Annotated in this window: 12 protein-coding genes; 1 reads left to right on the top strand and 11 read right to left on the bottom strand. The window is 72.1% G+C overall.

Annotated features, from left to right (window positions below; all coding sequences use genetic code 11):
• Window positions 1-114: 114 nt before the first annotated feature.
• From AB0R04_RS35085 to AB0R04_RS35065, 5 genes are all read right to left on the bottom strand, one after another.
• Complete coding sequence (locus tag AB0R04_RS35085; RefSeq protein ID WP_363377717.1) at window positions 115-1,434, bottom strand: ferritin-like protein; 1,320 nt, start codon at window positions 1,432-1,434, stop codon at window positions 115-117.
• Window positions 1,431-2,177, bottom strand: coding sequence for a DNA-binding domain-containing protein (locus tag AB0R04_RS35080; RefSeq protein WP_363377715.1), 747 nt, complete (start codon window positions 2,175-2,177; stop codon window positions 1,431-1,433). The genes AB0R04_RS35085 and AB0R04_RS35080 overlap by 4 nt, the downstream gene beginning before the upstream one ends.
• A gap of 1 nt (window position 2,178) precedes the next feature.
• On the bottom strand, window positions 2,179-3,075 hold the full coding sequence (locus AB0R04_RS35075) for a DUF692 domain-containing protein (RefSeq protein WP_363377713.1): 897 nt from the start codon (window positions 3,073-3,075) through the stop codon (window positions 2,179-2,181).
• Entirely contained in the window at window positions 3,072-3,719 is a 648-nt protein-coding gene (locus AB0R04_RS35070) for a hypothetical protein (RefSeq protein ID WP_159398692.1), read from the bottom strand. The genes AB0R04_RS35075 and AB0R04_RS35070 overlap by 4 nt, the downstream gene beginning before the upstream one ends.
• Before the next feature lie 269 nt (window positions 3,720-3,988).
• Window positions 3,989-6,808, bottom strand: a complete 2,820-nt coding sequence (locus tag AB0R04_RS35065) for a glycoside hydrolase family 3 C-terminal domain-containing protein (protein WP_363377711.1) — start codon at window positions 6,806-6,808, stop codon at window positions 3,989-3,991.
• Window positions 6,809-7,385: 577 nt separating this feature from the next.
• On the opposite strand from AB0R04_RS35065, the gene AB0R04_RS35060 reads away from it, so the two are divergent.
• Window positions 7,386-12,266, top strand: coding sequence for a glycosyl hydrolase family 18 protein (locus AB0R04_RS35060; protein WP_363377709.1), 4,881 nt, complete (start codon window positions 7,386-7,388; stop codon window positions 12,264-12,266).
• Window positions 12,267-12,396: 130 nt separating this feature from the next.
• On the opposite strand, the gene AB0R04_RS35055 is transcribed toward AB0R04_RS35060, so the two are convergent.
• The 6 genes from AB0R04_RS35055 to AB0R04_RS35030 all read right to left on the bottom strand — a co-directional run bounded on the left by AB0R04_RS35055 (window position 12,397) and on the right by AB0R04_RS35030 (window position 23,526).
• Entirely contained in the window at window positions 12,397-13,155 is a 759-nt protein-coding gene (locus AB0R04_RS35055; protein ID WP_363377706.1) for a thioesterase domain-containing protein, read from the bottom strand.
• 59 nt (window positions 13,156-13,214) lie between these two features.
• A complete protein-coding gene (locus tag AB0R04_RS35050; RefSeq protein WP_363377704.1) occupies window positions 13,215-14,450 on the bottom strand; it encodes a cytochrome P450 in 1,236 nt (411 codons plus the stop codon).
• Window positions 14,447-16,396 carry a non-ribosomal peptide synthetase gene (locus AB0R04_RS35045; RefSeq protein WP_363377703.1) on the bottom strand — a complete coding sequence of 650 codons (1,950 nt, stop codon included), beginning with the start codon at window positions 16,394-16,396 and terminating at the stop codon, window positions 14,447-14,449. The genes AB0R04_RS35050 and AB0R04_RS35045 overlap by 4 nt, the downstream gene beginning before the upstream one ends.
• Before the next feature lie 151 nt (window positions 16,397-16,547).
• Entirely contained in the window at window positions 16,548-16,928 is a 381-nt protein-coding gene (locus AB0R04_RS35040; protein WP_363377701.1) for a nuclear transport factor 2 family protein, read from the bottom strand.
• 113 nt (window positions 16,929-17,041) lie between these two features.
• The gene (locus tag AB0R04_RS35035; RefSeq protein ID WP_363377699.1) at window positions 17,042-20,188 is read right to left on the bottom strand and encodes an amino acid adenylation domain-containing protein; all 3,147 of its coding nucleotides are present in this window, start codon (window positions 20,186-20,188) and stop codon (window positions 17,042-17,044) included.
• Window positions 20,185-23,526: an amino acid adenylation domain-containing protein gene (locus tag AB0R04_RS35030; RefSeq protein ID WP_363377742.1), complete on the bottom strand. Its 3,342-nt coding sequence runs from the start codon at window positions 23,524-23,526 to the stop codon at window positions 20,185-20,187. Before AB0R04_RS35030 ends, AB0R04_RS35035 begins: the two co-directional genes overlap by 4 nt.
• Window positions 23,527-23,629 lie beyond the last annotated feature (103 nt).

The raw sequence follows: 23,629 nt of genomic DNA, 5'->3' as shown, positions 1-23,629 counted from the left end.
GCACGCTTCCGCCCGCACACCCCGAACGCCGGATGTGCCACGAAGACACCGCCAACCCCCCGTTGCGCGAATCGTCGGAGCGGGCGGGCGTGCCGGGGCGCCGGTCGCGGTCCGTCAGTTGGGCATCGGGCGCGGGCGGCTGGCGGGGGGATCCGAGGGGATGTCATCCACGCTGGGCAGGTTCTTCAGGAGCCAGTGGACGCTGTTGTCACCGCCGAGTTCGGGGAAGTCGACGACGGCGGTCTCGCAGAGCCAGAGCAGGTGCTCCTTCATGGTCCGGTGCCCCTTGGCCTTCTGCTCGGCGGCGAAGTCGTAGTACTCGAAGGTGGGAGCGGCACAGGTCCCGTCCCAGGCGGGGTCGTCGCTGCCCGGGGTCGTCATGAGGAGTTCCGCGATGGGGTAGAGCACACCGCTCATCGAGGCGATGAAGGTGCGCTCCAGGTGGTAGCGGGTGTTCCGCTGGTTCGGGTTGAAGTTCGACTGGACGTCGTAGAGCTTGTCGAGCATGGCCAGGGTGTAGCAGTAGGCGGCGTTGAAGAGGACTGCCAGGCCTGCGGCCGGTCCGGAGAAGCCCTTCGCCCGGGGATCGCTGGGGACGTTGCGGACCTGCCCGGTGACCTCGATGCCCTGTTCGATCCTCTTGAACTTCGCGTAGTGCGAGAGCTCGTCGAGGCCGGGGCGCGGGTTGACCGGGTCGATCGGGACGGTGGCCTTCTTCGGGTCCACGCCCTCGCCCTGCTCGACCACCATCTTCAGAGCGGTCTCGGCGGTGTGGAGGTCGGTGATGACCACGGGTTCGCCGCCGCCGTCGTGGTTCCAGTAGGCGCTCTCGTACTGCCAGGGGGCGTTTGCCTTCGCGTACTTCCACACGTCGTCCGGGTCGGCCTCGGTCAGGTGCTTGAGGCCGACTTCGATCGCCTTGTAGAACTGGCCGAGCGTGTTGTACTCGCCCGGTTGCGGCTTGGCGCCCTTCTCGGCGGGCAGTTCCAGCGGCAGGAACACCCGGTTCATCAGATCCTTGCTGCACGGCTCCAGGTGGAGGGTCAGCGGCGGAGTCCGATGGAGCATCAGGCTCGGGTACCTGGTGATGAAGTCCGGGTCGTAGAAGACGATCCGGTCCGCTCCGCCGAGCGCGATGATCAGGTTGCGCACCAGGCACAGGTGCAGCATCTCCTCGATCGCGATGCTGATGATCGTGCGCTGGGCGGAGATTCCCGGGTCCCACTGGCTGTGGCCCTTGGTCCCGATGGAGTAGGCCGCGTACAGGTACATCGGGACGGTCGACAGCTCGACCTGGGCCGCCTGGTACAGGTGGTCGAGCAAGGTGTCGATGTCCTCGATCGGTCGATCGGCCTTGATCGTGCCGATCGGGGTGACCGCGAAGGGGATGTCGGGCAGGCGGCGGGTGGCGGGCTTGGTGGCGTCGGTCGTCATACCTCGGCTCCGTTCGGTTCCGGGCGCTCGGGGCGCGGTGAGGGCGGTGCGGGCGGTGCGGATGGCGGACCGGCCCGGTCGGGGCGGCCTGAGTACGCGGTGTTCCGGGAGGCGAGGAGCGTGCGCCGGACGTCCTCGGTCAGCTCCGTGACGTGGACGCCGTGGTCCCGGCGGCGCAGCACCAGGAGTACGGGGCACGCGGCCGGCGGCTGCGGGTCCTCGCCGCGGGCCACCGCGGCCGCGTAGCGGTGCACGGGGTGCCGACAGGCCAGCACGCGGCACGCACGGGCCGGCTCGGCGTCGTACACCTCGGCGAAAGCCCGTTCATATCCTGCGAGTTCGACGATCAGCTGGACCCAGGGGTCGACGTCGTGGCACGGCAGGTCGTGGTCGGGTCTGGTGGTCGCGAGGTGTGACGCGAAGCCGTCGGCGAAGTGCTCCAGGGTCCAGCTGCGGGGCGGGCAGGTGTTCAGGTACTCGGTGGCGAGCGCGTCGAAGGCCTCCGGCCCCAGGAGTCGGCGCAGGGCGGGGAAGCAGGAGCGCAGGCAGGCCAGCAGGCGCAGCCGGTAACCGCGGCGGTAGATGTCCAGCCGCTCGCCGGCGGTGAGCCGGCTGGACGGTGTGAGCACCTGGGCGGTGGCCGCGCCGCCCTCCTGGTCAGGGCCGGTGGCGTGGAGGACGGCGGCCTGCAGCCAGTGCTGGAGTTCGGCCAGGTGCGCCGGCGCCCCTTCGACCGTCGACATGTCAGACTCCCGTCGAGACAAGGACGTTCGTCGGGTGGAGGGCCCGCCGGCGCGCCTTGTCGAGTTCCGCGACCAGCTCGGGGAAGGGCGGCAGGCGGTCGTCCCACTCCAGCAGGGTGGACACGGGCCCGGTCAGCGCGATCGCCGCGTCGTACAGCTCCCACACGGCCGGGGCGACCGGTCCGTCATGGGTATCGATCAGATGTGTGCCCGCGTCGGTGTGACCGGCCAGGTGGATCTGCACGACCCGGTCGTGCGGGAGTGCTCCGAGGTATGCGCGCGGATCGGTGTCGTGGTTGACGGCCGACACGTAGACGTTGTTGACGTCGAGCAGGAGCCCGCAGTCGGCCTCGATCGCCAGCCGTGCGACGAACTCCTCCTCCGGCATGGTCGATGCGGCGAAGCCCACGTACGTGCTGGGGTTCTCCAGCACCAGCGGGCGCTCCAGGAAGTCCTGCACGGTCCTGACCCGTCGCACCAGATGGGCCAGCGCGGCCTCGGTGAAGGGGACCGGCAGCAGGTCATGGGTGTTGAGCCCGGCGACCCCGGTGAAGCACACGTGGTCCGACACCCAGGCGGCGCCCACCGCACCGGCCAGCTGCCGGAGCCTCCTCAGGTAGTCGAAGTCCAGGGGCTCCACGCTGCCGATCGACAGCGACACCCCGTGCATGACCAGGGGGTGCCGCTCGGCGACCCGGTCCAGTACGTGACGCGGGTGGCCGTGGGAGTCGAGGTAGTTCTCGGAGATGATCTCCAGCCACTCGGCGCCCAGCTCATCGCCGAGGTGGTCCAGTACGTACCGGTGGTGCGGGCTGCGCAGGCCGACACCGAACCCCAGGTTCGGCAGGTCGAAGCAGGACACCCGGTCGGCCCGCTCACCGTGGTGACGCTGCGTCACGCGTTCGCCTCGTCCGACGGCAGCGGGAGCACCTGCGGCTTGCTCCGGTCGAGCCTCTTCTTCCTCCGCTCGGCCTCGTTCACTTCGTACGGCGGGACCAGGTCGTCCGGGTAGCCCTCGCCCGGGGACGGGCCGAACGGGAGGCCGGCGGCGTACATCCGGGCCTCGAACAGCTGGCGGGCGAGCTTCCAGACGCTCTTGCCCTTCAGCGGGCCGCCCGCGAACACCCGGCTGACGTTGATCGGGCTCGCGCAGCTGCCGTTCTGCCGACAGGCCTGGTCGCCCGGCTTGGCGAGTTCCGCGTCGGGGCCGGTGTAGCCGCACCCGCCCTGCCCGCGGCACTCGTTGGCGCCGTGGCACACGTGCAGGACGGTGGCACAGGCTCCCATGCCCGCCATCGGCGCCTTCTCGTCGATGTCGTGGTTCCGGCAGGCGTTCAGGCCCATGCACACGTGGAGCTCAAGGGCCTTCTGCAGATCGGCCGCGGACACGCGCGGCCCGCCGGCCTCGTGCGCGGCGTGCCGCAGCGCGATCCCGTCGTCGCCGCCGAGGATCACGCGCTCGATCTCCGCCAGCTCCTCGGGGCCCAGATCCGGGAAGCCGTCACCTTCGGCCCCCCTGCCACTGTTCTTCCTGCCACTCACGAGTACCTCCTCGATCGCCTTGGGCCAGGCGCGCACGGCAGCGCGATATCGCTGCGATGTGACGCAATGTGACGTGACGAAATGTCATGCAATGTGATGCACGCCACAGCCGCCAAGGTCATCACAGTCGGAGGCGGGCTGGATAGCGCCAAATGAGTAGCATGCGAATTATTTCTGCCACGCGCGGCGCCCGGCCGTTGTCCGCGTCGGCGCAGGGCCCCGGTGGCGGCGGGCCCCTGCGTCGACGGCAGGTGTCAGGACGGCAGGTGTCAGGACGGGAGGGTCCAGCGCTGGTTGGGGCCGCCGTGGCAGTCCCAGATCTGCAGCCTGGTCCAGTCGGCGCCGCTGCCGTCGCGGGCGTCGAGGCAGCGGCCGGAGGCCGGGTTGAGGAGGGTGCCGTCCGGGCGTGGCTGCCAGCGCTGGGCGCCGGTGCCGTTGCAGTCGTAGAGCTGGGCGGGCGTTCCGGCGGCGGTCCAGCCGTTGGTGACGTCCAGGCACTTGCCGAGGGCCCGCAGGGAGCCGTCCTGCCCGACGGTCCAGTCCTGGGCGCCGGTGGAGTTGCAGCGGTAGAGCTGGACGGCGGTGCCGTTGGCCGTGTCGGCGCGGATGAGGTCCACGCACTGCCCGGCGATGCCGGTCACCCGGCCGGTCGGGCGGGGGGTGGCCCAGCTCTGTTCGGCGCCCCCCGAGCAGGTCCGCAGCAGCAGCCGGCCGTCGGCGGCCGCGAGGCAGCGGCCGGACTCCGGGTGGAGGAGCGAGGAGTCCGGGCCCGGGCGCCACACCTGGTCGGCACCTGCGGTGCAGTCCCGCAGCCGGACGGCGGCGCCGTCGTCCGGGCCCGCCGGGGTCAGGCAGCCGTCGAGGGCACGGACGGTGCCGTCCGAGCCGACCGTGGCGTCCTGGGCCGCCGTGCCCGCGCAGCCGGCCAGCCGTACCGCCTCGTTGCCGTCCGCGGCGGCGGCGCCCGCGTCCAGACAGGACCCGTCGGCGGCGGTGATCCGCCCGGACCAGGTGGAGACGGCCGGCGAGGCCGGGACGTCCACCACGCCCTGCAGCTTCGGCGCGCGCGAGGAGGAGCCGACCGTCAGGCCGTACCGCCCGCCGGGCACCTGCCAGCCGTGCACGCCGGGATCCCAGACCGCGAAGGAGGAGCGGTCCAGCGGCAGTTCCACGTGCGTCGATCGGCCGGGCGCCAGCGTGACCTTGTCGAAGGCCTTGAGCTGCTGCGGCGGCTCGCCGGCCGCGGACGGGAAGGAGACGTACAGCTGCGGCACCTCGGTGCCGGTCCGGGCGCCCTGGTTGGCGAGGTCGAAGCCGACCCGCACCCGGCCGGCGGCGTCCGGGCCGGTCACGGTGAGGTTGCTGTAGCCGAAGGTGGTGTACGAGAGGCCGTGGCCGAAGGGGAACAGCGGGGCGGTGGCGGTCGCTTCGTACCAGCGGTACCCGACCGCGAGCTGCTCGGTGTAGTGGTAGGCGCCGTCCGTGCCGGGGTACTGGGAGGCGTCCCGGATCGGCGTGGCCGCCGCCGAGGTCGGGAAGGTGACCGGCAGCCGCCCCGCCGGGTCGGCGTCGCCGAACAGCACGTCGGCGAGCGCGGTGCCGCTCTGCTCGCCCGGGTACCAGGCCTCGACCACCGCCGGCACCGCGTCCAGCCACGGCATGGTGACCGGCCCGCCGGTGTTGAGCACCACCACCGTCCGCGGGTTGGCGCGGGCGACGGCGCGGATCAGCGCGTCGTCCGCCGGGGCGAGGTCCAGCGAGCCGCGGTCCGCGCCCTCGGTCTCCTCGTCGCCGACCACCACCACCGCGACGTCCGCCCCGGCGGCCACCGAGGCCGCCGCGGCCGCGTCGTCGCCCGGGTGGTAGCGCACCGAGACGCCCGCACCGGCCCGGGCGGCGATGCCCTGACGCGGCGTCACCACCTGGTCGGGGTAGGGGGCGACGTGCGAGGAGCCGTAGCCGCCGGTGTAGGCGTGGTCGGCCCACGGGCCGATCACCGCGACGGACGACAGGTGGGCGGCGTCCAGCGGCAGCACCGCCCCCTGGTTGCGCAGCAGCACCGTCCCGGCGGCGGCCGCCGCCCGGGCGTCGCGCGCGCCGGCGGCGGGGTCGGCGGCGGGCGGCTGGCCGCCGTCCAGCGCTCCGGTCCGGACCATCAACCGCAGCACCCGCCGCACCTGGTCGTCCAGGACGGCCGGGGCGAGCCGCCCGTCGGCCACAGCGGCCGTCAGGTCGGCGAAGTACGACGTACCGCCGAACTCCTGGTCCAGCCCGCCCGCCGCGGCGTTCACCGAGGAGTGGGTGGCCGGGTAGTCGGAGCCGACCGCCCCGTCGAACCCCCAGCGGCCCTTCAGCACGTCCCGCAGCAGCGGGAAGTTCTCGCACGCCCAGATGCTGTTGACCGGGTTGTAGCCGCACATCGCCGACCAGGCCCGGCCGTCCCGGACGGCCGCCTGGAAGGCGGGCAGCTCGATCTCGGCCAGCGTCCGTTCGTCCACCTCGGAGCTGTACGACTGCCGGTTGTTCTCCTGGTTGTTCGCCGCGAAGTGCTTCACCTGCGCCGCGACCCCCTGCGCCTGGATGCCGCGGACCTCCGCCGCCGCGACCCGCCCGGCGAGGAACGGGTCCTCCCCCAGCGTCTCGAAGTTCCGCCCGCCCTGCGGCACCCGCACGAGGTTCACCATCGGCGCGTACAGCACCTGGTAGCCGCGCGCCCGGGCCTCCCGGCCCAGCACCGCGCCGTAGGTGGTGGCGAGCCCCGGGTCGAAGGCGGCGGCCAGCGACACCGGGGCCGGCAGCGCCGTCGCCGGTTGCCCGTCCCGTACGCCGGCCGGGCCGTCGGACAACAGCAGCGGCGGGATGCCCAGCCGCGGTACGCCCCGGACATAGCCGACCGCGTACACCCCGTTCGGTGCGGCGATCCCCTGCAGCAGCGTCGCCTTCTCGTCGGTGGTCAGCTGGCCGAGGAGCGCTTCGACCCTCTGCTCCGGCGACGGCCCGACGTGCGACGGCCCGCCTTGCGACCACCCGTCGTGCGACCGGCCGCCGTGCGACTGCGGACCGCCCGGTCCGGCGACCGCTGGGCACATGCCGGAGCCTGAGGCGGCCGCCAGGAGGCAGCCGCTGAGCCCGAAACGGAGTACTCGCGTCCACGATGAGATACGCCGCATGGCAGCACCTTTCGACGAAGGCGGGCCGAGCCGGGAGGGCCGGGAAATGTGACGGCCAGTCAAATTTACGGCGCACTAACACTTACCGTCAGGTGGCGCGCAAGGGCGCATCGGAGGCACCAGCGGGCGCAGACAGTCACCGAGGGGCGCAGGCGGGCGCTCCGAGCGGAGGCCGCCAAAACAGCGCAGCGTCGTTGACGCGTCGTCTATCCGCTGTCAACGTGCCGACCCTAGGCGGACGGTGCTGCGCAACGGCCTGTACGCCAAGTTCCTCGGGGCGATCCCCGCATCCGGCCCTGGAGGTCATCGCCGGAGGGCGCTGAGCGCCGAACGGGCCGGCGCTGTCCATCGCGTGTCTACCGGCGCCTCGTACGTTCTGCCGCATCAATGTCACCGATCCTTTGGAGAGGACATGTTGCGGTTGCGAACGACCGTCCGGCCCGGCCGGGCACCGGGGGGCCCACCGCCCGGACGGCTGGTCGGAGGGCTCCGACGGATGCTGGTGGTCCTGCTGGCGGTTCTCCTCCTGCCCATCGGGGCCACCGGGCCGGCGCACGCCGCCGACCCGCCGGACCCGGCTCGTCCCTACCTCCAGTTCATCGAGCTCCTGCGGGGGAACTTCACCCGCCCGTACCGCGGGGACTTCAACGTCACGCTCGATGACCCGAACCCCGTGATGGTCAACCTCTTCGATCTGGGACACCCGGACCAGGACCCCGTGCCGGGGATGGAAACCGGACTGATCATCGCGCCGCGCGACATGTACATCTGCGGCTTCTACACCGTCCGGGCGGGCGTGAAGACGCTCTACCGCTTGGCCGACAGGGGCGTCGGCACATCGCGGACCGCCCGCGACAACTGGTTCGCACGACAACAGCGGCAACAACAAGGGCAAACCCCCACGATCCGGTATCGCGAGCTCGGCGACATCGGCGTCGAGTACGGCGACCTCAGGAACGAGTCCGGCACGGCAGGCAACCCCTTCACCTTCGAGAACAGCTGGGCGAATGTCGATGCCGACACGCTGAGGCGCGCCGTCGGAGTCCTGGAGAACGTCCTCGACGGCGGCCTGAACCCCGCGGACCAGGCGCAACGGACACCATGGTTGCGCAGCGCACTGATGGTCCTCGTCGAAGCCGTGGCCGAGGGCACTCGGTTCCAGAACGTCAGGAACGGCATCGCGGCGGCGATGCGCAGCCGGATCCCGGCACGCATCCGTGAGTACGAAACCCAGATCCTGACCTGGGCCAGGCGAAGCAGGGACTTGTGGGACGCCAACCAGGACCCAAGCAACTCCTGGTTCGCCGCCACCGCGGCCGCCGTCGGGCTGGCCGTCCTCCAGGTCCAGGCGCAGGGTCGGATCTGCCGGATACCGCGGTCGAGCGACGGCCCGTTCGCGTGCTCCCAGCCGCTGGTGGAAGCGAGTTTCAGCACCAGCCGTGACGTCTACCTCCTCCACGGGCCGTTCGTCGCCCGCATCGCGGACTTCCCGAACAACGCCAGCCTGGCCGGAGGCAAGGAGGACACCATCTCCCACCTGTGGCCGGTCCTGGGGAACACGCCGTTCGCGAACGGCTTCGACGCGGCCTTCACGCTGCCGGAGAACCCGGATGAAGTGATGATGTTCCGGGGGGACCAGTACATGCGGATGAGGGTGGACCCCAACACGGGGACCGCAACGATGACCAAGCCGCCGACCACGATCGCGGACGGGTGGCACAGCCTGGCCGGCAGTGACAGCACCGCACCCTTCACCCAGGGGGTCGACGCGGCCCTCTCGGTGACGGAGAACCAGGTCTTCCTCTTCAAGGGCGACACGTACGTGTCGCTGGAAGCCAACATCGGCGGTTCCACCGACCGCGTGATCAACGGGCCCAAGCCCATCGGCGACAACTTCACCGCCCTGACCCGAGCCGGCTGGACCGACGGGTTCAATGCGGCCATCCGGTGGCCAGGCTCGCAATTCTCCAACAGGGCCTATGCCTCCTTCTTCCGCGGGAACCAGTGGACCGGCGGATTCGTTGCTGCCGGCGGCACGGACGGCACCGTCATCGTGGGCCCCACGGCTCTGCGCTGGAACGTCTTGCAGGGCACGATCTTCGCCGCCGGCGACACCACCGGCATGTCGAAGATCCCGCGGATGGACGACAACGGCCGCCCGACGGACAGCCCACCGCCCCCGCCCTCGGCAGCCGGCGTCTCGCTGGTCAACGACGGCACCGGCCGGGTGGCCGACGTCGACCAGGCGAACCCCGCCAACGGCACCAAGGTCAAGGCCCTCGGCGGGAACGGGAACCCGGCACAGAAGTGGAACCTGGACCGCCAGGGCGACGGCCGGTTCGCGATCCGGACGGCCCTCGACCCCGGACAGGTGCTGGACGCCAACAGCAACCGGTCGCAGACCGTGGACGGCACCAGCTACTACAGCGCGCTCTGGCGGGACGGCGGGGGCGCGAACCAGCGCTGGCAGCTCGACACGCTGGGCGGGCGGACGTACCAGATCGTCTCCTCGGACGGCGGCTGCCTGACCGACCAGGGCGAGGACAAGGCCCTGGCCTTCTGGAGGTGCGCCGGGGCCGCCGAACAGCGGTGGCACCTGGAGGGCGGCACCAGCACCGGCGACCCCGGGGCGCCAGACTCCGCGGGAGCCCCGTTCGACGACTCGCCCGACGACCGGGGGACGAAACCCGCCTCCTCGGGCGACTGCCGGCCCGAGGGGATGGCCGCCACCCAGGGGGTGAACGCCCGGTACTGCGACGCGTACGACGGCACCGGCCGGGAGTGGGTCGGCAACAACCGCACCCGTCGTACGGTCGGGTACTTCACCGGATGGCGTGCCGGGGCCACGGGAGACCCCGCGTACCTGGCGTCCAACATCCCCTGGTCGAAGGTGACGCACGTCAACTACGCCTTCGCCAAGGTGGACGGGAATCGCATCAGCATCGGCGACGTGAACGACCCGAAGAACCCGGCCACCGGCATGACCTGGGACGGCGACCGGAACGCCATGGATCCGTCGCTGCCGTACAAGGGCCACTTCAACCTGCTGAACACCTACAAGAAGAAGCACCCGGCCGTGAAGACGCTGATCTCGGTCGGCGGCTGGGCGGACACCCGGAACTTCTACGCGATGGCCACCAACGCCGACGGCTCGGTGAACCAGGCGGGCATCGATACGTTCGCCGACTCGGTCACCGACTTCCTGGACCGGTACGGGTTCAACGGGGTCGACATCGACTACGAGTACCCGACCGCGCTGCCCAACACGGGCAACCCCAACGACTGGGACGTCTCCGATCCGCGCCGCAAGGGCCTCCAGCAGGGCTACAACGCCCTGATGAAGACCCTGCGGGAGAAGCTGGACCGGGCGGGCGCGGGCAAGGGCCGCTACTACCTGCTCACCTCGGCCGGCTCCGCGTCCGGTTACCTCGTGCGCGGGCTGGATGCCGGGCAGTCGCTGCAGTACCAGGACTACGTCAACGTCATGAGCTACGACCTGCACGGCTCCTGGAACAAGTACGTCGGCCCGCAGGCCCCGCTCTACGACACCGGGCAGGACAACGAGCTGGCCGCCGCCGGGATCTACAACGACCAGGGCGCCGACACCAAGGACTACCAGAAGAACGGCTACTTCAACGTCGACTGGGCCTACCACTACTACCGCGGCGCCCTCCCGCCCGGCCGCATCAACCTCGGCATCCCCTACTACTCCCGCGGCTGGCAGAGCGTGCAGGGCGGCACGGACGGGCTGTGGGGCACCTCCGCCATGCCGGACCAGTCCAAGTGCCCGCTGGGCGTCGGCGGCCGGGGCCCGGCCAACGGCCAGGACTGCGGTCTCGGCGCGACCGGCATCGACAACGTGTGGCACGACACCGAGGACGGCCGCGAGGTCGGCGCCGGGTCGAACCCGCTGTGGCACACCAAGAATCTCCAGGACGGCCGCACCCCCGGCTACCTGAAGTCCTACGGAGTCGACCCGGCCACCGGCGCCGGCAAGCTGACCGGCAGCTACGCCGAGAAGTACTCCGACCCGCTCCAGTCGTCGTGGCTGTGGAACGACGCCAAGAAGGTGTTCCTCTCCACGGAGAACGAGAAGTCGATCGACGCCAAGGCGAAGTACATCGCGGACAAGGGCATCGGCGGGGCGATGATCTGGGAGCTCGCCGGCGACTACACCAAGCGCTCCAACGGCGAGTGGGGCATGGGCTACGACCTGACCACCCGCCTCGACAACGCGCTCAAGGGCGCCGGGGCGTACGGCAACACCACCGGCGGCGGCAAGCCGCTGCCCTCCCAGGTGATCGACGTCAAGGCCGAGCTGGTGGACTTCCCGACCACCCTCGGGGACATGTGGCCGATGCAGCCGAAGCTGCGGATCACCAACAACTCCAAGGTCGCCCTCGCCCAGGGCACGGAGATCTCCTTCGACCTCCCCACCTCCGCCCCGCCGGTGGTGAAGGACGGGGCCTGGAAGGAGATGAGCGGCATCGTCCCCGGTCACACCGGGCCCAACGCGGGCGGGCTGAAGGGCGACTTCCACCGGGTGACCATCAAACTCGGCTACTGCGAGGACGTACCGGCGGGGAAGTCCAAGGACATCGAGATCAAGTACTACCTGCCCGTGACCGGTCCGGCGAACGTCACCTTCCGGATCGGCGGCAAGGACTACGGATCCACCGGCGACAAGCGCCGCGCGGTGACGACGGTCGATCCTCCGACGGTGTCCGGGGCCCAGTGCCAGGCCGCGCCATGGCAGGCGCACGCCTACAACCCCAACCCCTCGTTCGCGTTCTGGCAGACCGGCGACAAGTGGATCATCGAGGACCGCAACAGCGGCAACGTCCTCGACCACCCCGGCAGTTGGACCGACGCCCACCTGTCGATGAAGCAGACCGGCAACGCCAACCAGCTGTGGACGGTGAGCGAGGACGACCAGGGCTGGTACCACATCAAGTCCGGTACCAGCGGTCACGACCAGTGCCTCGGCGCCACCACGGCCAGGGGCACGCTCACGGTGCGGGACTGCGACGGGAAGACCGACCAGTGGTGGCGTCTGGTGCCGCTCAACACGGACCAGGCCACCGCGGGCAAGCCAGCGCTGGACCGGCAGGTCATCGGTGGCCCCAAGCACGGCAGCTCCTACGCGCTGGGCGGTTTCGCCGACGGGACCGACTGGTGGAAGACCCCGGCCTACCTCGCCGCCCCCGCCAACAGCGCCACCGCCTCCAGCACGAAGATCATCGCCGGGGACCCCGACGGAGCCTGGGCCTCGACGGCGTCGTGGAACGGCTTCTACTGGCGCGCCAAGTGGTGGAACAAGGCGACGGACGAGCCCGGCAAGAGCGACGCCTGGCAGAAGCTCGGCTCCACGCCGTAACCGACCCGCACTCTGAAGGGAGTTGACCGTAGCGGGCCCCGGCAGAGCATCGCCGCTCTGCCGGGGCCCGCTGCGCATCGCCGCCGGGCCTGCCGGCTCGTCCGGGTGCAGGTGTCAGAGGGGTCAGGTGTCAGGGGGTGCCGGGCCGGGTGGGCGTCAGGTCCGCGACCAGGAGTGCCAGCAGGTCCGTCGGCGCCTCGATGAAGCGGTAGTGGCCTCCCTCCAGGAGTTCGAAGGTCGTTTCGCCGCAGGCCGACCAGCCGGTCATCAGCGACGGCTCGATGCCCGTGTCCTCCGTCCAGCCGATGGCGGTGATCGGGGACGGCAGCCGGACCGGCTCGGCCACGTGGTAGCGCTTGTTCATGTCGACGTCGTTCCGCAGGACGCCGAGGTAGAGCGCGAGCAGGCTCGGTTCCAGGGTGCCGCCCAGTTCCGCGACGAGCTGGCGCAGTTCGCCGGCCAGCTCGTCGTCGTTCATGCCGAGGAAGCGGCCGTAGGGGCCGTCCTGCGGCGCGACCTCGGCGGAGACGAACACCCGGGTCGGGGCGGGGCAGCCCCTTTCGACCAGCCGTACGGCGGTCTCGTACGCCGCCAACGCGGAGCCGCAGTGCCCGAACAGTGCGTAGGGACGGTCCAGGTAGGGGCGCAGCGCCTCGCAGAGGTCGTCGGCCAGCGCCTCGTAGGTGGTGTGGGCGGGCTCGCGCATCCGATTCTCCCGGCCGGGCAGCTGCACGGGGCAGACCTCGACGCCGTTGACCGATGACGGCCACTGGCGGTACATGCTCGCTCCGCAGCCGGAGTAGGGCAGGCAGAACAGCCGTGCCGGTGCCACCGGCGACGGCTCGCGCAGGAACCACTTGTTGCGGGTACGGGCCGGCGGAGCGTTCACTGATGACCTTCCGGGTGGGGTTTCTTCTCGGGTGCGGCTGCGGTGGTGCCGGGCAGGGCCTAGCGGGTCCGCGCGGTGATCGGCAGGTGGGTGAAGCCCGCGATGATGTTCGAGCGCATGCGTCGCGGCGTCCCCGCGAGTTCGAAGCCGGTGAACCGGCCGAGCAGTTCGGCGAAAAGGATCCGCAGGGCCACCCGTGCGACGGTGTGTCCGATGCAGTAGTGCGCGCCGACGCCGAACGCGATGTGCTTGTTGGGTCGCCGCCGGATGTCGAAGGTGTCCGGGTCGGCGAACACGGTCTCGTCGCGGTTGGCCGACCCCAGCCACACGACGACCGCGTCCCCCGCGGGGATCGGCACGCCCCGGACCTCGACGTCGCGGGTGGCGTGGCGCATGAAGTGCTGGGTGGGCGAGGCCCATCGCAGTGCCTCCTCCACGCCGCTGCCGAGCAGCTCCGGGTGTGCCGCCCAGTCGTCCAGGACCGCCGTCCCGGCCAGTTCGACCATCGCCGCGACCGGTGGCTGGGCGGTGGTGACGGTCGCACCGAGCAGCAGGCTGTAGCAGTTGGACACGATCTCGCCCGGCGACAGCCGGCGTCCGTCCAGTTCCATCGTGAGCAGCACGCTGATCAGGTCGTCACCCGGTGCGCGCCGACGCGCGGTGACGACGTCCTGGAAGTAGGCGAACAGTTCGCGGTGGGCGGTCACGAGGGTGGCCTGCGGTCCGGCGGCGAGCTGGAACTCGGGGTCGTCCGCGGCGATGCAGGCGTGGGCGAGCCGGACCAGCCGCGGCCAGTCCTGTTCCGGCAGTGCCATCATGGTGCCGATCACCGCCATCGGCAGGGTCGCCATGGCGGCGGCGAAGTCGAACGGGCCGCCGTCGACCAACGGCCGGAGCAGCTCGACGATGACCCGGCGGATGGCCTCCCGGTCGTTCTCCACCGTCTTGATCGACAGCGCCTGCTGCAGCGGGCCGCGCAGGTGCGCGTGCCGGGGCGGGTCGGTCACGGCCATCTGCCGGCCGCCGGCGGGGTCGCCCTGGCCGAGGAGGTTGAGCAGGGTGCCCTGTTCGGAGGTGAACGTGTCGTGGTCGCGGAGCACCCGGTTGGCCTCGGCGTAGCCGACGACCGACCAGTAGCCGATGTCGCCGACCGGCTGCCAGCTCACCGGGGCGTCGCGGCGCAGCCGTCGCCACACCTCGTGCGCCCCGCCCGAGTGGTAGAGGTCGGGGTCGATCAGGTCGACCGGCTGCGGGGCGAGGACCGGGCATCGCGGGGTCGGGGGAACCGCCGTCATCGGGCCTGCTCCTGCCGTGCACCGTCGGCCAGGGCCGCCGCCGGGCCGTCCGGGACCGCCGTCGGGCTGGCCGGGCTCTCCGCAAGGCCGTCCGGGCCCGCCGTCCGCATCCGGGCGGTGAGGGCCGTCGCCAGCTCGGCGACGGTCGGCGACAGGTACAGGATCTGCGCGGGGAGGTCCACGTCGAACTCGCGCTGGGTGGCGACCAGGAGGTCGGTGGCCAGCAGGGAGTGTCCGCCGAGGTCGAAGAAGTCGTCGTCGACGCCGACCGGTTCGATGCCGAGGATGTCGCCCCACAACTCGGTCAGCCGTATCTGCACCTCGGTGACGGGCGGGACGAACTCGTTGGCCACGTTGCGCGGTACCCGGGTGGCGGTGGGCAGGGCGCGGCGGTCGATCTTGCCGTTGCGGTTCACCGGCAGTTCGGGACGGACGAGGATCGCCCAGGGGATCAGGTAGCCCGGCAGCCTGTCCCGCAGTTCGTGGCGCAGCCGCCGGCCGAGGTCGGCGTTGCCCGCCGGATCGGACTGCGCGGGCACGACGTAGGCCAGCAGCCGGGTGCCGCCCGCCGGATCGGCCTGCGGCAGCACGACCGCGTGCCGCACCTCGGCGAGCCGTTCCAGCTCGACCTCGACGGCGCGCGGTTCGGCGCGGTAGCCCTGGACCTTGACCTGGTCGTCCGCGCGACCGACGAACTCCAGCGTGCCGTCGGGCAGCCATCGCACGAGGTCGCCGGTCCGGTACATCCGGGCCCCCGGCTCGGTCCCGAACGGGTCGGGCAGGAACCGTTCGGCCGTTGCGGCCGGGCGGCCCAGGTAGCCGCGGGCCAGGCCCGCCCCGGCCACGTACAGTTCGCCGCACTCGCCGACGGGTACCGGCCTGAGGTCGCCGTCGAGCACGGCGACCCTGGTGCCGCTGATCGGGCGGCCGATCGGCACGCTGCGCAGCTCCGGGAGGGTGCTGCTGGTCCAGCAGGTCGTGTACGTGGTGTTCTCGGTCGGCCCGTAGCCGTTGGTGAAGAGCAGCTCCGGGTAGCGGGCCAGCAGGTGCTGGACGTGGCCCGGCGAGGCCACGTCGCCCCCGGTGAGGACGTGCCGCACGTCGGCGAACGCCTCCAGGTGGGAGCTCACCATCTGGTGGAAGAGCCCGGTGGTCAGCAGCAGGACCGTCACGCGCTCGGCGCGGACGACGCTCGCCACGTGCTCCAGCGTGAGGGCGACCGGGGGGAAGAGGACCAGCCGGCAGCCGTTGACGAGGGGGGCCCAGATCTCGAACGTGGACGCGTCGAACGCGACCGGCGCGAGGTGGAAGAAGACGTCCTCGGCGCGGACGTCCACCCAGTCCGCACCCCGGACGAGCCGGTCGATCGCCCGGTGGGGCACGCCGACGCCCTTGGGCTCGCCGGTGGAGCCCGAGGTGTAGCTGACGTAGGCGAGCCGGTCCGGGTCGCCGGGGCGGGCCGCAGCCGCCGGCCCGGTGGCCGGCTCCTGCGCCGGGCCGCCTTCCGTCACCGTGACCGTCACCGTGACGACGGTGTCGGGCAGCTGCTCCCCCAGGGCCTCTCCGACGATCACCATGCCCGCGCCGGCGTCCTTGAGCAGCAGCGCGTGGCGGCCGGCCGGGTCGTCCGGTTCGAGTCCGAGGTACGCCCCGCCCGCGATGAGGACGGCGAGCAGGGCCACGATCAGCTCAGGCGACCGCGGCACCAGCACGCCCACGACGTCCTCCTGCGCCAGTCCGGCCGCTCGCAGCCGCCCGGCGAGCCGGTTGGCGCGGTCGTTGAGCTGCCGGTGGGTCAGGGTCCGCCCGTCGCAGGTGACGGCGGGCGCGTGCGGGGCCCGCTCCGCCTGTTCGGCGACCAGCTCGTGGATGGCCCGTGCGTCGAACGGTGGCCGTCCGCTGCCGACGAACGCCGGGATGTCGGAGGTGAGGACCGTCTTGGTCAACTGCTTCCCGCTTTCCTGTACTGAAGTGTCCCCGTCGGGGTTGAACGCGCGACCGCGTGGGCCGTCGCCGTGGCCATCGCCGTCGCGGTAACCGTCGCGGTGGCCGGCGCGCAGCACGTGGTGCGCGGTGTCACCGGGTGCGTCCACCGCCTCAGACCGCCGGCACGTGGAAGAAGGTGTCGCGCGCGGCGATGCGGCCCTGCGGCGTCATCCGGAAGAAGTCCGCGAACCGCAGCTCGACCTCACCGCCGTCGTGCAGCACGCCGCGGAACAGGCCGTGCACGGCCACCTCGTCGTCGGTCGTGACCACGGTGGCCAGGGTGTGCACGCCGGCGCGGATCACCCGCTGGTCGCGGTAGAAGCGTTCCAGTTCGGCGTGCCCGACCATGGGTCGGTAGCCGGGGCGGTGGTAGCGGGCGTCCGGGGTGAACAGGGCGACCAGCGCGGGCACGTCCCCGGCGTCGACGAGCTGGTAGTACCGGCGGACCTGGGACACTCCCAGCGCCGGGGCCGTCAGGGTTTCCGGGGCCATCGGGGTCTCCGGTGTCGCGGGTATTGCCGGTGGTGCCGGCGTTTCGTCGGGATGGGAGAGGGTGTGGACCATGCCGAGGAGCTTCCTGTGATCGCTTGACCGCTTGATCGCTGTCAGAGTCGTGTACGTGGTGAGAGAGCCGGTACGGCCGCGGCGTCCGGGGCGTCCTTGAGCGCCTCGACCAGGCGCGCCGGCGTGGGTGTCTGGAACAGGGCGCCGAGGGTGAGTTCACGGCCGAACCTCACCCGCACCCGGTTGACCAGCCGGGTCGCGAGCAGGGAGTTGCCGCCCAGCGCGAAGAAACCGTCGTCGACGCCCACCGCGGGCCGGCCGAGCACCTCGGCGAACAGCGCGCACATCGTCTGCTCCGCCGGGGTTCGCGGCCCAGGCCCGGACGGTGCCGGTGCGAGCTCCGGGACGGGCAGCGCGGCCCGGTCGATCTTGCCCCTGGGCGTCAGGGGGAAGGCGTCGAGCGTGACGATCGCCGAGGGCACCATGTAGTCCGGCAGCGCCGCGCGGGCGTGCTCCCGCACCGCCGCCGGGTCGAGCCCCGAGTCGCCGGCCGGGACAACGTAGCCGATCAGACGCCGGCCGGGCGAGGTGCCCGTACCGGCGACCACGGTCGCCTGGGCGACGTCGGGGTGCCCGGCCAGCACCGCCTCGATCTCGCCCAGCTCGATGCGGAAGCCGTGGAGCTTGACCTGCTCGTCCGCGCGGCCGAGGAACTCGAGTTCCCCCTCGGCGTTCCAGCGGACCACGTCGCCCGTGCGGTACATCCGCTCGCCCGGTTCGCCGAACGGGCACGGCAGGAACTGGCCGGCCGTGCGGCGGGGGTCGTTCAGGTACCCGCGCGCCACGCCCGCACCGGCGACGTACAGCACGCCGGCCACCCCGGGCGGCACCGGCGACAGCGCCTCGTCCAGGACGTACACCCGCCTGTTGTCCACCGGTCGGCCGAGCGGGACGACGTCGGGCACGGGCTCGCCGGGGCGCAGCACCCTGCGCGTGGTGAACGTGGTGGCCTCGGTCGGGCCGTACCCGGCGACCACCACGGAGTCCGGACACCGCGCCAGGACGCGCCGGACGGCATCGGCCGGCACGATGTCACCGCCGGTCCACACCTGGCCGACCCCGGCCAGCGTGCCGGGCGACTCCTCGGCGAACACCCGGAACAGCCCGGCCGTCAGCCACAGCGCACCGACCCGGTGATCGACGATGAGCCGGTGGAGGTCCGAGAGCGCCAGCTCGCCGGGCGGGGCCACGACGACCCGGCCCCCGTTGAGCAGCGGCACCCACCACTCGTAGGTCGAGGCGTCGAAGGCGTGCGGGGAGTGTGCGAGGACTCGCGGGCCGCCCTCCTCGCGCCAATAGCGTTGCGCGGTCAGGCTGATGACGTTGCAGTGGGTCAGGGCCACACCCTTCGGCGTGCCCGTGGACCCGGAGGTGTACAGGACGCACGCCAGGTGGTCCGGGCGCAGCGGCACGACGGGGTCGGTGGCCGGCTCGTCGGCGAGGCCGGGGTCGGCGTCGACGACCACGACCGGTGTGCCGTGGGACGGTGCGTCGTCCCGGGTGGCCCGGTGCATGAGCAGCACCGCCGCACCGGTGTCGTCCAGGACGCGGCGCAGGCGGGCCGTCGGGGCCCGGGTGTCCAGCGGCACGTAGGCGCCGCCGGCCTTGCTGATCGCCAGGACCGACACCACCACGTCGACGGAGCGTTCCATGAGCACGGCCACCGTGCTGTCGCAGCGGACGCCCAGGGCGATGAGCCGGTGGGCCAGCCGGTTGGCCCGGTCGTTCAACTCCGCGTAGGACAGGGTGGTTTCGCCGCACACCACGGCGGTCGCGTCGGGCGTGCGCGCGACCTCGGCCGCGAAGGCCAGCGGCACCGTCGGGTGCGGCAGCGGCTGCGTGGTGCGGTTGACGGCCACGATGGTCCGCTGCCGTTCCTCGGGGGTGAGGAGGTCGGGCCGGCCGATCGGCCGGTCCGGGTCGGCGGCCACCGCGTCCAGGAACCGGAGGAAGCGCTGCTGGTGGGCGGTGAGTTCGGCCTCGGAGTAGAGCGCGGGGTTCGCGTCGACGTCGAGCCGGGGCTCGGTGCCGTCGGAGCGGTCGTAGACGGAGAACGAGATGTCCTCGACCGGCCCGTTGGACAGGTTGTGCACGGTGGCCCGGACGCCCGCGAAGTCCAGGTGGTAATAGAAGGACATGATGTTGGCGATGGGCCCGAACAGGACGCGCTCCGACCGGGCCGGATCCAGCTCCCTGCGCAGGTCCTCGCTGCGGTGGCGCTGGTGCCCGCGCAGGGCGGCGACCTCCTCGGCCACCTGTCGCGCGAGTGCGGACAGGCCCTGTTCCGGGTGCACGCGCAGCCGCAGCGGCACCACGTTCGCCACCATGCCGGGGACGGCCGGCCCGGAGGAGCCGGTGCGCCCGGTCACCGGCATGCTGAGCACGATGTCCCGTTCGCCGCTGAGGCGGTGGAGGTACGCGGCGACCGTTGCGGTGAAGGCGCTGGGCCAGCTCGCCCCGGCGGGTCGTGCGGCCCGCCGCAGCGCGGCCACGGTGGGCGCGTCGAGGGCGCTGGTACGACGCAGGAAGCCGTCCGAGGCGGCCGCCGAGCGGCTGGCCAGGCTGACGGGATCCGGCCGGCCGGCCAGCCGGTCCGCCCAGAACTCCCGGTCCTGTTCGGGCTGTTCCGACGCGTGGTAGGCGGCGTCGTGCGCCAGCAGGAGGCTCAGCGGCCCGAACGCCGGCCCTGCCCCGTCCCTGCCCTCGACCAGCCTGGTGTAGGTCTTGGCGACGCGGCGCGCGATGAGCGACATGCTGAAGCCGTCGACCACGATGTGGTGGACGCGCTGGTACCAGAGGAAGCGGTCCGGCGCGATGACGAACAGGGCCTGGCGGAACAGCCGGTCCCTGGTGAGCCCGAGCGGTGTGGACAGGTCGGCGCGCATCCAGCGCTCGGCCGCCCGCAGCGGATCCGGTGCCGAGGTGAGGTCGACGTGGTCCATCGACCAGTCGGGCGACGGGGTGACGACCTGCCGGGGGCCCTCGGCACCATCGGTGAGGCGAACGCGCAGGGACTCGGTCTCGTCCACCACGCGCCGCACGGCCGTCTCGAACAGCTCCGGGTCGATCGGCCCGGGGATGTCCACGTACTCGCCGGTGTTGTAGGCGGGACTGCCGGGGCGCAGGTGGTGGGCGAACCAGATGCCGGACTGCGCCGACGACAACGGCAGCTCGTGTCCGTCGCTCATCCGAGCTCCTCCAGGAGGGCCGACAGCGCGTCGGCGAAGGGTGCGGCGTGGGGCGGCGACAGCATGTCGTGGTGGTTGCCGGGCACCTCGACCACGCTCAACGCCCCCAGGGTGCGATCGCGCCACCGGGCGGGGACCACGACCGGGGCGGCGAGCACGGGGTGCTCCTCGGCGCTCGTGAACAGGTGGATCGGTGTCCGCAGCCGTGCGGTTGAGCGGTAGCGTCGGGCGGCGTCGCCGTTGGTGGTGAAGACCCCTACCATGCGCCGCAGTTGTTCGGTGCGCACGCGCAGGGGGAGGCGCTCGCCGGCGTGCGCGTCGTGGAGCAGCAGGGACAAGGCGTCCTGCTCGTCGAGCTCGTCGAGGTCTCCGACGGCTCCGGTGGGCAGCCCGGCGGCGAGCGCGAACCGGGCCGTCCCGTGCCCGTCATGGCCGTCGGGCCCGTCGGTGGATCCACCAGTGGATCCGTCGGTGGAGCCGTCGGTGAACGCGGGCGCTCCGACGTCGATGATCCCGAGGAATCCCGGGGGGTTCCCCTCCTCCTCCAGCAGGCGGGCCATCTCGAAGGCGACCAGCCCGCCGAAGGACCAGCCGGCCAGCAGGTACGGGCCGTCGGGCAGGACGGACCGCAGCTCCCGCAGGTAGCGCTGCGCCTGCTCCTCGACGGTGGCCAGCGGCGGCTCGTCGGTGTTGTAGCCGACGGCCTCCAGGCCGTAGACGGGCCGGCCGCCGGCGAGGTGCTCAGTGAGGTGCTCAGTCGGCCGCTCGGCGAGGTGCTCGGCCAGGTGGAGGAAGGAGCACACGTCGCCGCTCTGCGGGTGCACCAGGATCAGCGGCGCCCTGCGGGGGTCTCCTTCGGCCAGCGGGACCACGAGCCGGCGCAGGGCCTGCGAGGCGTTGGGCAGTTCCGCGCACAGGCCCTCGACGGTGGGATGGCGGAACACCGTGTTCAGCGGCACGGTGACCCCCCACTCCCGCCGGATCGCCTCCACGAGCTCGACCGCCCTGAGCGAATGCCCGCCCAGCGCGAAGAAGTCGTCCCGGACGCCGACCCGCGGGGTGCCCAGCACGCGCTCCCAGATCCTGGTCATCAGGAGTTCCAGCAGGTCCCGCGGCGGCAGTGCACCCGCGTCGTGGCCGTGGCGGGCGGGCTCGGGCAGGGCCCCGCGGTCCACCTTGCCGTTCGTGGTCAACGGGATCCGGTCGAGTGCGGTCAGCGTCGTGGGCACCATGAACTCGGGCAGGGTCTCGCGCAGGGAGCGCCGCAGGATCGCCAGGTCACCGGGCCCGTCCTGCCACACCAGGTAGCCCGCCAGTTCGGCGTCCGTCCCGGTGCCCCGCACCGTCACCGTGGCCCTGGCGACACCGGGCTGCGCGCACAGCGCGGCCTCGATCTCGCCCAGCTCGATGCGGTACCCCCGGATCTTCACCTGTTCGTCGGTGCGGCCGAGGAAGACGAGGCTGCCGTCCGGCAGGTACCGCGCCAGGTCGCCGGTCCGGTACAGCCGGCCGCCGTCGGCACCGAACGGATCGGGCACGAAGCGCTCGGCGGTCAGCCCCGGCCGGTTGGCGTACCCGCGGGTGACGCCGACCCCGCCGATGTGGATCTCACCCGGTACGCCGACGGGCACCGGGGCGCCCGCCGGGTCCAGCAGGTAGATCCGGAGGTTGCCCAGCGGCCGGCCGATCGGCACGGACCCTCCCGGCCGGGCCAGGTCCCGGTCGGCGTCCACGCGCCGGGTGACACAGCCGACGGACGCCTCGGTGGGACCGTAGCCGTTCCACAGCGTGGAGACCCGGTCGAGGAGCCGCCGGGCCAGGGCGGGCTGGAGCGGTTCGCCCACGCAGATCGCCTGGAACCGGCCGCCCTGCCAGCCGCCGTCCAGCAGCAGGAGCCAGGTGGCCGGTGTCGCCATGAGCGTGGTGACGCCGAACTCGCGCATCATCTCCGTCAGGCGCGGGCCGTCCACCGCGACCTCCGACGGGGCGATCACCACGCTCGCGCCCCAGGCCAGGGGCATGAGCACCTGGGGGACGATGACGTCGAAGGAGATCGAGGCCACCGAGGCGACGACATCGTCCTCGCCGAGGTCCAGCTGTCGGCCGCGGACCACCAGGTAGTTGACCACGCCCTCGTGCGGGACCAGCACAGCCTTGGGGCGGCCGGTCGAACCGGAGGTGTAGATCGAGTACGCCAGGTTGGCGGGCGTCGCGAGTGGCGGCAGCCGGTCCGCGGGCAGGGCCGCGATGAGCCCGGCCTCGTCGTCCGTCCACACCGTCGCGGCGCCGTGCTGCGGCAGCCGGTCGGCCAGGGAGCGCTGGGTGAGCAGCAGCGGCACTTCGGCGTCGGCGAGCATGAACGACATGCGCTGTGCCGGGAGGTCCGGGTCCAGTGGCAGGTAGGCGGCGCCCGACTTGAGGACGGCCAGCAGGGCCACGACCAGGTCCGCCGAGCGCGGCAGGCAGACGCCGACCAGGCGTTCCGGCCGCGCTCCCCGGGCTCGCAGGTGTCGCGCCAACTGGTTGGCGCGGCGGTCGAGTTCCCGGTAGGTCAGTCGCTGGGCGCCGCAGCGGACCGCCACCGCGTCGGGGGTCAGCCGGGCCTGCTCCTCGACCAGCTCGTGAACGCAGAGGTCCGCGGGGAAGGGTTCGTCGGTGGCGTTGGCGGCCACCAGCAGCGCTTCGCGCTCGGCCTCGGTGAGCAGGTCCAGACGCGAGACGGGACGGTCGGGGTCGCCGGCCGCGGCGTCCAGCAGCCGGAGGTAATGGCCGACCAGGCGTTCCACGCTCGCGCGGTCGAACAGGTCGGTGTCGAAGGCCACGGTCCCGGTGGTGATAGCCGACCGGTCGGCGATCACCAGGCTGAGGTCGACCTTGGCCGTGCCGTTGTCGACCTCGATCTGTTCGACCTCCGTCCCCACCAGCCGGAGGGCGGCGGCCGGGTCGGACAGGCCGGCGAACATCACCTGGAACAGCGGGTTGCGGTCGAGGCCTCGGGCCGGCCGCAGCTCCTGCACCAGCCGCTCGAACGGCAGGTCCTGGTGCGCGTAGGCGTCCACGGCGGTCCGGCGGACCCGATCGAGCAGCTCGGCGAAGCTCGGGTCGTCCGCGAGGTCGGTGCGGATGACCACGGTGTTGATGAACGAGCCCACCAGCGGGTCGAGTTCCGGACGCGTCCGGCCCGCGACAGGTGTGCCGACCGCCACGTCGGACTGCCCGCTGTAGCGGGCGAGCAGGGCCTGGAACGCGGCTAGCAGCGTCATGAACATCGTCGCGCCGTGCCGCCGGCCCAGCAGTCGCAACCGGCCGGCCAGTTCCTCGGGCACCGTGAAGGTGATCCGCTCGCCCCCTCGGTCTGGGCCTGCGGCGTTGCAGATTCCGGCGCCATGGTACGTCGGCGGGTCCGGCGCACGAAGGGTGTCGGGTGGCCGGGCCCTGGAC

The organism is Kitasatospora sp. NPDC056731, from assembly GCF_040687675.1.
Classification (GTDB): domain Bacteria; phylum Actinomycetota; class Actinomycetes; order Streptomycetales; family Streptomycetaceae; genus Kitasatospora.
Note: the sequence above shows the minus strand (reverse complement) of the source record. Positions and strands in the feature narration are given on the sequence as shown.

Excerpts from the sequence above, each read along its gene's own strand:
- AB0R04_RS35085 (WP_363377717.1), bottom strand. The coding sequence starts at position 1,434 with ATGACGACCGACGCCACCAAGCCCGCCACCCGCCGCCTGCCCGACATC.
- AB0R04_RS35080 (WP_363377715.1), bottom strand. The coding sequence starts at position 2,177 with ATGTCGACGGTCGAAGGGGCGCCGGCGCACCTGGCCGAACTCCAGCAC.
- AB0R04_RS35065 (WP_363377711.1), bottom strand. The coding sequence starts at position 6,808 with ATGTGCCCAGCGGTCGCCGGACCGGGCGGTCCGCAGTCGCACGGCGGC.
- AB0R04_RS35060 (WP_363377709.1), top strand. The coding sequence starts at position 7,386 with ATGCTGGTGGTCCTGCTGGCGGTTCTCCTCCTGCCCATCGGGGCCACC.
- AB0R04_RS35050 (WP_363377704.1), bottom strand. The coding sequence starts at position 14,450 with ATGACGGCGGTTCCCCCGACCCCGCGATGCCCGGTCCTCGCCCCGCAG.
- AB0R04_RS35040 (WP_363377701.1), bottom strand. The coding sequence starts at position 16,928 with ATGGCCCCGGAAACCCTGACGGCCCCGGCGCTGGGAGTGTCCCAGGTC.
- AB0R04_RS35035 (WP_363377699.1), bottom strand. The coding sequence starts at position 20,188 with ATGAGCGACGGACACGAGCTGCCGTTGTCGTCGGCGCAGTCCGGCATC.